The 12392-nt window shown below is 41.5% G+C and carries 13 protein-coding genes; 6 read left to right on the top strand and 7 right to left on the bottom strand.

The features are described 5' to 3' along the window. The first annotated feature begins 44 nt into the window (after positions 1-44). Positions 45-509, top strand: coding sequence for a GNAT family N-acetyltransferase (locus DPF90_RS09980; protein ID WP_114786195.1), 465 nt, complete (start codon positions 45-47; stop codon positions 507-509). A 28-nt stretch (positions 510-537) separates the two neighbouring features. Here DPF90_RS09980 and DPF90_RS09975 read toward each other — a convergent pair whose 3' ends face one another. After that, positions 538-1080: a hypothetical protein gene (locus DPF90_RS09975; RefSeq protein ID WP_114786194.1), complete on the bottom strand. Its 543-nt coding sequence runs from the start codon at positions 1078-1080 to the stop codon at positions 538-540. A 168-nt stretch (positions 1081-1248) separates the two neighbouring features. On the opposite strand from DPF90_RS09975, the gene DPF90_RS09970 reads away from it, so the two are divergent. Next, positions 1249-1974 (top strand): DUF429 domain-containing protein, encoded by a 726-nt coding sequence (locus tag DPF90_RS09970; RefSeq protein WP_114786193.1) that lies wholly within the window; start codon positions 1249-1251, stop codon positions 1972-1974. Positions 1975-2052: 78 nt separating this feature from the next. Here DPF90_RS09970 and DPF90_RS20265 read toward each other — a convergent pair whose 3' ends face one another. After that, a complete protein-coding gene (locus DPF90_RS20265; protein ID WP_162814017.1) occupies positions 2053-2205 on the bottom strand; it encodes a hypothetical protein in 153 nt (50 codons plus the stop codon). A gap of 445 nt (positions 2206-2650) precedes the next feature. Here DPF90_RS20265 and DPF90_RS09965 point away from each other — a divergent pair, with 445 nt between their 5' ends. Next, positions 2651-3073 carry a hypothetical protein gene (locus tag DPF90_RS09965; RefSeq protein WP_114786192.1) on the top strand — a complete coding sequence of 141 codons (423 nt, stop codon included), beginning with the start codon at positions 2651-2653 and terminating at the stop codon, positions 3071-3073. 123 nt (positions 3074-3196) lie between these two features. Continuing rightward, positions 3197-3367 (top strand): hypothetical protein, encoded by a 171-nt coding sequence (locus DPF90_RS20260; protein WP_162814016.1) that lies wholly within the window; start codon positions 3197-3199, stop codon positions 3365-3367. 212 nt (positions 3368-3579) lie between these two features. Here the strand turns inward: DPF90_RS20260 and yciH are convergent, their stop codons facing one another. The 4 genes from yciH to DPF90_RS09945 form a co-directional block, all read right to left on the bottom strand. After that, positions 3580-3891 (bottom strand): stress response translation initiation inhibitor YciH, encoded by a 312-nt coding sequence (yciH, locus tag DPF90_RS09960; RefSeq protein ID WP_114786191.1) that lies wholly within the window; start codon positions 3889-3891, stop codon positions 3580-3582. 6 nt (positions 3892-3897) lie between these two features. Next, positions 3898-4278 (bottom strand): DUF3319 domain-containing protein, encoded by a 381-nt coding sequence (locus DPF90_RS09955; RefSeq protein WP_114786190.1) that lies wholly within the window; start codon positions 4276-4278, stop codon positions 3898-3900. 219 nt (positions 4279-4497) lie between these two features. After that, positions 4498-5493 carry a D-alanine--D-alanine ligase gene (locus tag DPF90_RS09950; protein WP_114786189.1) on the bottom strand — a complete coding sequence of 332 codons (996 nt, stop codon included), beginning with the start codon at positions 5491-5493 and terminating at the stop codon, positions 4498-4500. Positions 5494-5650: 157 nt separating this feature from the next. Then, the gene (locus DPF90_RS09945) at positions 5651-6190 is read right to left on the bottom strand and encodes an SPOR domain-containing protein (RefSeq protein ID WP_114786188.1); all 540 of its coding nucleotides are present in this window, start codon (positions 6188-6190) and stop codon (positions 5651-5653) included. Positions 6191-6410: 220 nt separating this feature from the next. Between DPF90_RS09945 and DPF90_RS09940 the strand changes: the two genes are divergently transcribed. Then, entirely contained in the window at positions 6411-9080 is a 2670-nt protein-coding gene (locus DPF90_RS09940) for a bifunctional acetate--CoA ligase family protein/GNAT family N-acetyltransferase (RefSeq protein ID WP_114786187.1), read from the top strand. Between the two features lie 8 nt (positions 9081-9088). Here DPF90_RS09940 and DPF90_RS09935 read toward each other — a convergent pair whose 3' ends face one another. Next, positions 9089-9961 (bottom strand): LysR family transcriptional regulator, encoded by an 873-nt coding sequence (locus tag DPF90_RS09935; protein ID WP_420855749.1) that lies wholly within the window; start codon positions 9959-9961, stop codon positions 9089-9091. Positions 9962-10238: 277 nt separating this feature from the next. Between DPF90_RS09935 and DPF90_RS09930 the strand changes: the two genes are divergently transcribed. Next, entirely contained in the window at positions 10239-12374 is a 2136-nt protein-coding gene (locus DPF90_RS09930; RefSeq protein WP_114786186.1) for a TonB-dependent hemoglobin/transferrin/lactoferrin family receptor, read from the top strand. Positions 12375-12392: the final 18 nt, after the last annotated feature.

The raw sequence follows: 12392 nt of genomic DNA, 5'->3' as shown, positions 1-12392 counted from the left end.
AGTATGATACGATTAATTTGTATATTGCATAGCGAAAGGGACATATGATTAGATTTATACAAGCCGAGATTAAGCATGCTCAACCGATTAGTGAACTTATACAAGCGATAGCTAAAAAATATGTCTGCCCTACCTGCGATGAGTCATTTCATGAAACATTACTTGGTTCAATGACAAGTCAAAGTATTAAAGAGTACATACAATCAGGTTATCAATATCACATAGCCATAGATCCAGAAGCTAATATTATCGCCGTCATCGGTATGCGTGATTCTAATCATCTATATCATTTATTCGTTTCAGATGATTATCAGGGGCAAGGAATCGCACGTAAATTATGGGAAATGGCAAAAGCTGCCAGTTTACGTCAAACAAGACATACTCATTTTACCGTTAATTCGGCGGTAAACGCGGAACATGTATACAAGAGTTTTGGCTTCAGACGCATCGCGGGGGTAAGAACTAGGGGAGGCATGGTAGATGTCCCAATGATGCTCGAGCTGTCATAAAATGTGTGATTTCACCATTTTTCAAACGCTACAGCATAAACTCCACTTTTGTTTCCTCGACAACGATATCATCTATATATCGTTGGAGAGGATAAGCCACTGACTTTGGCGTATAGATAACACGATATTGAGCTAGCTTTTTCATAACTGGTGTAAACTTGTGTTTTGCGTCTGAATACTCAACATTAAATCCAATTAAAATATTTAGCTCATAAGATAAGGCATACTTGTTGTTGTTCAACGCAGTGATTGTAAGCCAGGAGTCACAATCCACGTTTTGTGATTGGATGTGTTTTTGTTCATCGTCAGTTAGTCCGTCGTAAACCCCATTGTTTTCACATAACCGGAAGTGCATGGAGATAGAGTCAACCGGCTCGTCAATATTAACAATTACTTCTCTATTTGCCTTGCCTTCAGGTGTGTATACTAAACGTACCTTCTGACCATCTGAAGTTGGCTCACCAAAAACATGCGTATACTCTAAGTTGTCAAGAAAAGGCCGCTGATTGATATGGTGGTTTACGCAACCACCAAGAAGAGTATAAAGCAATAATACGGAGAGTATTCTCATAGAAAACAATCAGAAACAATAGATAAATTCATCGATATTCTCTCTTATTTGGCTACAAGATACTAGCAAACAAATCGAACAAATTATGATTGATAATACATGACATATTTTAGATGTTCGATAGACTAAGTTAGGCTCGCTTTTTTAGACGTTTTATTCGGAGTAAATATGAGACTAGCAGGTGTTGATCTTGCGTGGAATGGGGAGAAGAATACGTCAGCGATAGCGGTTGGAAGCCTTATTGGGAATAAACTGCTCTTAGAAGCTGTTGAACCTGCCATACTTGGTCAGAAGACAATAGTCGAATACTTATCAAGTCAGGAACATCTTGTTGGTGTTGCTATCGACGCGCCTTTAATAATAAATAATCAGACTGGCCAACGAGAATGTGAAAAAGCGTTAAGCCGCACTTACAGTGCAAGAAAAGCCGCGTGTCATCCTTCTAACCAGTCACTTTATCCAAATCCCATGAGCGTGCACCTTTCAGTGGCATTGAAAGAAATGGGGTTTGCACACTTGGGGAAAATACGATGGCAAATTGAGTGTTATCCACATCCAAGTATTATTGAATGTTTTGGGCTAACAGAAAGGTTGCTATACAAAAAGGGCAATGTCGCGGATAAGAGGCAAGGGCAGGTGGTATTGGCCAACTTGATATCCGAGCTACAAGGTTCACCAGTGCTTGCACTTGAAATTCCTCAGCAGTTTAAACCATTCTTGACTGAATCAACAATTCAGTCGCGAAAAGGAAAAGCGCTTAAAAGTAACGAGGATACGCTTGATGCGATAATATGCTTATATATAGCCGCGCTTTACCAGCTTAACACCATAGGCACTACCTATGGTGACTCCAATGACGGTTATATCTGGGTTCCTCAGATATGTTGTATATGATGATAAACCCCCGCTCTGTATTTTGAATCGTAAAAGAGAAAAAAGTAAGGCATATCATAACTGATATGCCTTAAATAACTAAGGGAAGCAAGACACAGGATTAAAGTGGCATGGTATAGCACCACCGCCAGAAGAATCGTCATTGTCAGGGTTATCATCGGCAAAAGCGGTTGCTGACGACAGTGAAAAGACAGCCAAGCTCAACAAGATTAATTTTTTTATTTTTATCATATTCAAAAAGACTCATATTGATTGAATGGAGTAAAGATTTTATAAATAAGTCAACGTATCGTAAATCAAAACTTTGTATCTAAATGTTTCAAATTTCACCAATTATCATTGGTGCGCATTACGTGGTCCGTCATTATGTTGAGTGGTTTGGTGTCAGTACGATTGCGCCAGCACTGACACCCTTGATGCAGACTAAGACAGGGTGAGGGCATAGCTCATTGTCGCAGCTTGCTGCGTACATGCCATGACAGCGCACCGATTAGCAAATCAAGCCCGTAACATAATGTCGAGTAATGCGCATTAAGGGCTTTCATGAAACCTGTTACAAATATCAAACCTAATATTCCCACCCTTGTCACATGAAATGTGTTACAAAAACCAAGATTCAGCCATGATATCTGTTACAATAATCAAATATCATGAAAAGAGTTACAGGAATCAAATTATGAGTGTACAATGCAAGGCTTCTATGGGTGATGATACTAAGAAGCTTCTTTCTGAGTTTCAGCATGAAGTGGGTATGTTCCGCGAGGGTTACAACTATATGGACCATCCAGAGTTGTCTCTTCGTATCGCTCGTAGTTACATGGATAATTACCCTGAGTTTTACTTTCTTGATGGTTGGGGTACTCCACTTGGCATTAATAACGAGTGTTCTTCTATGCAAAATAAAGATTCCAAACCTATGCATGGCGGTAAGCGTTCAGGTTCTGGCCGTAAGAAGGGGCTACCTACTGAAAATGTAAGGTTGGTTTCTGACTTGGCTGATGAATTTAAGCAGCTTTCTAATTATTACAAGTCTTGTTCTGATGACGAGCGCTCAGAGCTTAGGTCTACTCTTTCTGATTTACTTCATGAGTTTGGTTAGCGCGCCAGTGTTTGAGCGATAGCGAGTCTTACTTTGCGAACTGAAGGCGGAATATCTACAATCTAACGGCTTGGAGTGGCCGTGCTGAGTTAAAGAAATGCCTCAATAGTTAGGAGATACACAATGAATTTTTTTGAAGCCTTTATGATCATGTTTAATGAACTTAACGACTTTGATAAGCTCATCGTGGCGTTTAATATTTCTTTTTTTCTAGGTCTATGTTTAATGCCGTTTTTCGTTGCTCAGCATTACTATTACCAACACAAATACAGGTCCAAGTCCAAGTTACCTTAGTCTTGGTGCGCATTACGTGCATTATGTTAAATAAAGGATCCAATATTAAAGAGTGCATCTGCACTCCTCGTCTCTTTGCTGACAACATGTCTGTTGTATTCAACATAATCCATTTACCATAAAATAGCTAATATCTAACTTATTCATCCGTGATGCTTAAGTTAGATATTAGCCTTGAAAATTTGTTTATTTGAAATGAGTCACTATAGAACTTAACCGCCAGCGAGTTTCACTGTATGACCTTTCTTTTCGAGATGCGCTTTGATTTTATCTCTGGCATCACCTTGTATTTCGATATTGCCATCTTTTACTGAACCGCCACATCCACATACTTTCTTTAATTCGGCTGCTAAAAGTTTGAGTGGTGCGTCTTCTAAATCCAGGCCTGTGATTATGCTTACACCTTTACCCTTGCGTCCTTTAGTTTGGCGTTGTATACGAACAATACCATCACCTTTAGGGCGCTGAACCTTGTCCGGTTCGGGCTGTATTCTACCGACCTCTGTCGAATATACGAGACTCATAAATAACTATTTCTTCTGTTGTTGTTCTGCTTTCTGCTTAGCGACCAAGTATGCCTCGATATGCTTTTGCATGGCAACCTTTCCGCCTTTAATTAATTTGCCATTAAAGAAACAGTACCACTCATTTGGATTACCATTATCGTTCTTCAGTGTATAACCATGGAAATCCTCTTGAACTGGACCTCCCTCACTGGTTTCTTTCTTATTACTGAGAGAGCCAAATTCTTTTGGATCAATGATATTTGCAGTGTCACAGAACCAATCAATGCTCTTTTTAACCGCAGGCATGCTTCCAGACAAAGTATGATTCTTAATCTGAACTTGCCATACCTCGGTAGAATTTCCAGCAGTTTTGAGGGTAAATCCTCGATATGTTGCAGCAGCCATAGTATTTTATCTTAGTTATCAGTTAATTTAATAATAATTGTATATCGCTCTTATTCAAGTTTATCGGCAAAAGGCAAATTTACTGAAGCTCATCCCATAAAATTAAATCTAGTTAAATCATAATACTGCAATGACAAATTCAACAAAGATACACTGTAACCGTTTCTCAAATAAGAAAATTTTCTATCTTTACATGACCAACTACGAAAATTACCTGTTTCATTCAATAAGTGACGTTTCAACACAATCTTTAAGAAAGTCGATCACTGTAATGCCGCTGTGTTCTAACATTTTTGGAAACATTGAGATTGGAGTCATCCCCGGAAAGGTATTGACTTCATTAAGGTAGACTTGCCCATCTGGTGTTAAAAAGAAGTCGATTCTGGATAGGTGACGAAGCTTCATTTGTTCAAAGACTTTTCTCGATGACTTTTCAATAATACTAAGCTGTTCCTCGCCCAAATCAGACGCTTGGACATCAGTAATCGATTGGCTGGTTGAGCTGTATTTTTCATCATACGAGTAGAACGCATCTTCCGGCGCTTTTATTTCTCCAGGAGGCGTAATGTGTAGTTTTCCTTTAAATTCAAACGCAGCGACCTCTAACTCTCGTGGTCGAACCGCTTTTTCAACCAACACTTGATCGGAATAGCCAAAGGCACCATCAATCGCCGCTTTAAGTTGCTCTCTATCTGTGACCTTGTAACAACCAACGGAAGAACCTTGGCGAGCAGCTTTAACGAATACCTCACTCCACTTATCAAATGCTGCTAGGCTGTCTTCATAAGATTGCGGGCTGTTCTCAGACAAAAAGATGTATGGCGTATTGGGTATAGACAGTGTGTCGTACCATAATTTTGATGTGATTTTATTAAAGCAATTTGTGCTCGCTTCAGGACCACAGCCAAGATAAGGCAAACCAGCGAGTTCCAGCATTGATTGGATATCCCCTGTTTCACCTGGGTAGCCGTGAATACATGGCACGACAAAATCGACCTTAACAGCGCGATGACCAAAATTCAGTGTGCCTTTATTGGTGTCTAGATACACTATCTCATCGCTGCAAAACCAAGCTTCTTTCTTAATTTCAACTCTAATGACATCAAAGCTCTCAATGGACTCCAACTTGGCCTGAACATAGTCTGCAGAAACTAGTGATACTTCATGCTCCGCAGAGCCACCGCCACAAAGTAGTAAAATCGTTGTATTCGCCATGAGAAATTTTTCCGTGATATAACAGAGGTATTAAAAACCGATAGTAATCAAAAATCAGAAAAGATTCATTGATTTGACTAAAGTATGTCATTACTGACAATTCAAACGGTCAATTTTTATGCGTAAAAAAGGGGGCTAGTGCCCCCTTTGAGAATAATTAGTTCAGCTTGTTAAGTGTTGGATATTGGGATTTTTTAATCGCATCAATACTTTTTACGAAAGGTTTCATATCTTGCAGCTCATTAGGCAGCTTGGCGATCGCTTTTTTCGCATCCATCCGCGTCGCGTAATCACCATAAAGGATGGTGTACCACTTAGTGCCATTCACTACTTTGTAGTTTTCCCAGATAGGCTCACCATTTTTTGGTAGCTTGCGTGCAAGTTTATCCACTTTTGTTTGGGTACCTACGGCAACTACTTGAATGGTGAAGCCATATCGCGAGCTCATGGCTTTTTGCTTCTCTGTAGGTGCCACGATCGCAACTGCAGGCTTAGCCTTATTGTTCATAGGCTTAACTGTCATAGTCGCCTCTTCCATCATGCCTTTGCCCATGTCTTGTTCGGCCATCAGTGGTTCTTGCATTGCTGCCGTTTTATAATCTTCATGGTAACTTTCAGAAGATACATCAGTGACGTAGTCACTCGACACACAAGCTGACAGTATTAAGGGTAAGCTAACTATTGCGATTCTTTTCATGGGGATTCTTCACATGCCTTTTGTAGAAGTTACTGTAAATCATGCCGTTAGAAAGTCTGATAATCAAGCTCACTTTGGAAATATCTACCCCTACATTGTGACATAATACACAAAGTCAGATGCGTGTCAGGTGATCAGCGTATAACAACACTTATTTCATTCTGGTTTCGTCGGATAGGTCCGTTAGACTGGTAGTAAAAATATTTTGGGAAAGCCTGCCATGAATAATCTTAGTGCCCTACTTAAACCTAAATCCATTGCCGTTGTAGGAGCTTCGATTAAACCGAGCAGCGCAGGCAATATTGTTATGACGAACCTTCTCCAAGCGGGTTTTGAAGGTGTCGTCATGCCTGTTACCCCCAAACATCGCTCGGTATGTGGTGTATTAGCTTATCCAGATGTATCTTCACTACCAATCACGCCTGATGTCGCTATTTTATGTACTAATGCTTCTAGGAATGAAGCTCTCATGCAGCAGCTTGTAGCTCGTCAAGTCAAACATGTTATCCTTCTGTCCGCCACTAGATTAACGAAAGAAAACAATGTCCCACTTAATGACATAACAAAAGGAAGCGCCACACAACTGCTTGGCCCAAATAGTCTCGGTATTATCATGCCATGGATGAAGATCAACGCTTCCTGTTCTCCCATCAATGCTAAACAAGGAAAAATTGCATTTGTTTCCCAATCAGCCGCCATGTGCACCACAATCTTGGATTGGGCCAACGATAAAAACATCGGCTTTTCAGCCATCATTTCTTTGGGAAATGCTTTGGATATCGATTTTGCCGACTTGCTTGATTATCTAAGTATGGACTCGAAAACCGAAGCGATACTTCTTTATGTGGACACGATAAAAAATGCCCGACGTTTTATGTCGGCAGCTCGAGCGGCTTCGCGAAATCGGCGCATCTTAGTGCTCAAAGGCGGCAAAACACAGGCTGGTCGCACCGCTGCGCATGCTCATACTGGCGGACTTGATAGCCTCGATATTATCTATGACTCTGCTATTCAGCGCTCAGGAATGCTGAGAGTTAATAACTCTCACGAGTTGTTTGCTGCCGTTGAAACCTTGACGCATTCCATTCCGTTACGAGGCGAAAGACTCGCGATTATCTCTAACGGCGGTGGCCCTGCCATCATTGCGGTCGATACACTATTAATGAAGGGGGGTCAGTTAGCCTCCCTGCCACCAAGCCTTATCGATAAGCTCAGTGAAGTATTGCCAGACAATTGGAGTCACAATAACCCCATAGACTTAATCGGTGATGCAGGACAAGAACGTTATATTGAAGCCATCAAGGCTGTCATGGATAGCGATTGCGCAGATGCGATACTCATCATGCACAGTCCGTCGGCGAGCACAGACAATCAACAAACCGCTCAAGCTATTGTTGAAGCGATAAACAAGCACCCTCGCCGGCAACATTTCAATATACTGACTAATTGGTCGGGAGAGAATACAGTCAAACCTGCTCGTCAGATTTTTACCAATGCTGGCATCCCCACCTATCGAACCCCGGAAAGTGCTGTCATTGGTTTCATGCATTTAGTCGAGTACCGGCGAAATCAAAAACAACTAATGGAAACCCCAACCAATGCCGAGCCCATGCATGTCAGTGAACTCAGTGATGCCAAGCAGTGGATTGAGAATAAGTTACAGGATAACGTAAGCCTAGAGTTAGACACTCATCAGATTGGTGCTTTTTTAAAGTTTTTCAACTTTAACGTACTGCCAACTTGGCTCGCTTCTGATGCCAGTGAAGCTGTCCATATTTCAGAGCAGATTGGCTACCCTGTGGCAGTTAAGTTGCGATCACCAGATATTGCACACAAGTCAGATATCCAAGGTGTCATGCTCAATTTGCGCAATCATCACGAAGTGGCAAGCGCTGCTGAAGCGATTTTAGATCGCGCAGAAGTCCATTACCCATCGGCAAACATACATGGGCTGTTGATCCAAGCAATGGCTAAGCTCGCCGGAGGGGAAGAAATCCGTATTAAGGTAAAAACCGATCACACATTTGGCCCTGTTATTCTGCTTGGTCAAGGAGGGGCTGAGTGGGATGAATCTATTGATGCGACCTGTGCCTTACCGCCACTAAACATGGCGCTGGCAAGATACCTAGTTACCCGCGCCATCAAGGAAGGAAAGATCCGCCCTCAACGATTACCAATACCTATGGATATTACCAGGCTTTCTGAATTATTGGTGCGAATATCCCAGATGATCGTTGATTGCCCGCAAGTTTATGAATTAGATATTCATCCGCTGCTTGCCGCAGGTGACAAGTTTACAGTGATTGATGCGGACATGATTCTTAAACAAAGTCAGGGAGAAGCCCAAAAACGCCTAGCAATTAGGCCATACCCAGTTGAATATGAAGAAAGAGTCCAGCTTAAAGATGGCTCAAGCATTATCATGCGCCCTATTCTTCCAGAAGATGAACCTAACCATGCACATTTTGTGAGTAAGGTGTCTAAAGAAGACTTATATAATCGATTTTTTAGTGATGTTGGCGAACTCAATCATGAAGCATTAGCCAATCTCACCCAAATTGATTACGACCGAGAAATGGCCTTCATTGCCATTACCAACTCTGGCTCAAACCCCGAAATTATTGGCGTGTCACGTGCTCTGCTTAATCCAGACAATACCGATGCTGAATTTGCAATCTTAGTTCGCTCAGATCTTAAAGGAATGGGTCTTGGCAAACTGTTGCTACAAAAAATCATCGACTATTGTCGCCAAAAAGACACTAAGCAAATTTCCGGTATGACGATGCCAACCAACAGAGGCATGCTTATGCTGGCGCAAAAACTAGGCTTCGAATTAGATGTACAATTCGAGGATGGCACTGCTGACATGGTTTTAAAATTGAGCGAATAAGACGCTCTTTAGTTGTTATGGTTGTTCAAAGGCCAGTTTTTCTTAAGGTATTGGATACACCATGACTTGGCTTCACCCATTTGATTTCGCTTCCAAGCCAAAAGTATGTCAATCTTAAGATCATGGGTGTCTGCGATCTTTTTCAAACTTCCCTGCTGAATAAGAGGCTCAGCAACAGTTCGTGGAAGCGTTCCTATGCCAAGCCCTGATTTGAGTGCCGACACTTTTGCTGCCAAATTAGACACGGTTAATGTTGGCTGTTTGTGTAAAATATTGACCGTCATCGCTGGTTGCTCTCTTGCTGAGTCTGCTATTGCCACAACGCGATATTTTGCTCTGGCTGCTTCATCAAGCACACCACTTCGTTTATGGACATAGTGCTTAGGCGACGCAACCCACACCATTGTCATTGATCCAATTGGTTCCGCTTTTACATCTTGAGGGATACTTTCAGGCTTAGGGCAAACCAGCAGATCAGCGCGTCCTTGCTCTAACGATTCCCAACATCCAGCTAGTATTTCTTCTTGTAAACGAATGCGGGTAGAACTGATGTTACCCAGCTCTTCCACCATAGGAAAAAAGTCCTCAACGGATAAAATGCCATCCAATGCGATTGTGATATCTAACTCCCAACCGTTCGCAAGCACACTCGCATCATTAACCAGCTTTTCTGTTGCCGCCAAAATCATACGACCACGCTCAAGAATAAGCTTCCCTGCTTCGGTAAAACGAGCTTTGTGCCCAGATCTATCAAAGATGGTGACATCCAAGTCTTGCTCTAACTTTTGGATTTGGTAACTCAGAGACGATGGTGCTCTATCAAGCTCATTAGCTGCAGCCGCAAAGCTGCCTCGACGGTCAATAGCATCGAGAATATGCATTGCTTCAAGAGTAATTGGATTTCTCACATTTATCACCACGATTAATTGTTAAATTCAAATACAGATCAAGATCTCATTATTGGCCCAAACCAACTTTATTTAAAAGCTAGACAAATAATTCATATCTTACTGTATTTTAGATGATTTCTCATTTTTCGATAGCATTAAAATGCAAAAAAAAACCACAAAAACAGAAATGATAACGATAGTAATTATCATTTAGATCCTATAGAGTTCAGTCCGCATCATTTTTAAGACGTACTTTAGGTAAATGCAAATGTATAACAAATCCTTTTTGTCAGCCTCTATACTTTTGGCCTGCTCATCAAATGTTTATGCGGATGACTATGCCCTCTTCGACGAAGTGGTCGTCACAGCCACACGTAATGAGCAACAACTTGAAGAAGTCGCTGGTTCGGTTTCTGTCGTTACTGACAAACAGATTGAAAAAACGCTCGCATCCAATGTAGACGATGTCCTCAAATACACTCCTGGTGTTGACGCAGTGTCTAATGGACGCATGGGGATCCAGCAAATTAATATTCGAGGAATGGAAGGTAACCGAGTTAATATTTTGGTTGATGGGGTTGCACAGCCGTACTTATATGACCAGACTTATGACTTTATCTCATCAGGGCGTCTTGCCTTAAATATTGATATGATCAAATCAGTTGAGGTTGTCAAAGGTTCTGCGTCGAGTTTATATGGCTCTGATGGCATTGGTGGTATCGTTGCCTTTCAAACTAAAGATCCCAGTGATTTCCTAAAAGAAGGCGAAACATTTGGTGGCCAGATTAAACTCGGATTTGCCTCGCGAAACGACGCTTTCACTGAAAATGTTGTTCTTGCCAATCGCAGTGGAGGTCTAGAGTCTATGGTTGCCTACACGCGCAATGACTCAGGTCTTATTGAAAATTTCGCCAATGGTGACTATCAGAACAACTCCGTCAAAGATTTGGATGCCAAAGCAGACAATTTGTTGGTCAAATTTCAGTATCAAGTTGATGATGCTAACCGCATTGAGTTGATTGGCGAGATGATCAATCAAAACAGCACCGGAAATGTCGCGCATTCTTCATACACAAAATACGAACTTGATGACACTACGGAAAGGGCCAAACTAGGTGTTAAACATATTTGGGAGGGTTCAAGCTTACTAGCAGACTCGATTGATAGTCAAATCACTTGGCTTTCTCATAAACAGAACAATATTACCGACCGCCAAGGCACATCATTTGGTGGCCCAGTGGACCAAATAAAAGACTACTCTTATGAAGATCAAGGAGTTCAAACTGACTTCGAGTTTAATAAATATTTAGCGACAGACAATACGGAACATTTTGTCACCTACGGTATGGCCGCTTCTTATAAGGATATTAAAAATTCCAATAAGAACATAGATCGATTAAACAACAATCAAGCCTCACTGAACTTTTATCAACCCGATGCAAAAGAAACTCGCGTAGGTTTATTCTTGCAAGATCAAATATCCCTTTTGGAAGATAAGCTTATTGTCACACCAGGATTGCGCTGGGATAGGTTTCAAACCAAACCAGACAACAACACCGCTGGTAGCTCTAGTGACAATTATCAAACCAGTACAAGTTCTGCCTTAACCGCAAGACTTGGCACTGTTTACTCGATAACTGACAACTCTAAAGTCTTTGCCCAAATAAGCCAAGGTCATAGAGCGCCAACTTTTGAAGAGTTGTATTACTCATACTCTTCGGTAGGAGGACACCAAAGTTATACCAATCTAGCTAACCCTAACTTAGAAGCCGAAGACAGTATCACTTACGAAATGGGCTATCGCTTCACCAATAGCTATTCTAAGTCTGAAATTTCGGTGTTTTACAGTGACTACAGCGACTTTATTGATCGAGTGACTATTGATAGCAATACTTATCAATATCAGAATATTGGCAAAGCAAACATTAAGGGAATCGAGTTCTCGAGCCGTGTTATGGTCAGTGATGTTTTTGAGCTTCCTGAGGGGATATCAACCCGCTTTGCCGCCAGTTACACAGAAGGTGAAGATGGCGACAAACAGCCACTTAACTCGGTTAACCCATGGAATGCAGTCACGTCTCTCGATTATGACTCACCGAACAATACTTGGGGAAGCAGCATTGCACTCAACTATTATGCTGAGAAAAAGATGTCAGACATAAACCCTAGCGCAGATCTCACCACCTCACCAAATGGTGTTCAAGCCGCTACTCCGAGTGCAACAGTGATAGATTTAACCGCCTACTATCGACCAATTAAAGATCTAACCTTGTCGGCAGGCCTGTTTAACTTAACGGACCGCAAGTACTGGAAATGGAGTGATGTAAGGAGTAAAACCGAGCTATATGATGACCAGACTCAGGCAGGTCGCAACTGGGCCATCACTGCAAAATATGAATTCTAGACCAATTCTAACCCACTA

This window comes from Vibrio tetraodonis, assembly GCF_003350295.1.
In the GTDB taxonomy this organism is placed as follows: domain Bacteria; phylum Pseudomonadota; class Gammaproteobacteria; order Enterobacterales; family Vibrionaceae; genus Vibrio; species Vibrio tetraodonis.
Note: the sequence above shows the minus strand (reverse complement) of the source record. Positions and strands in the feature narration are given on the sequence as shown.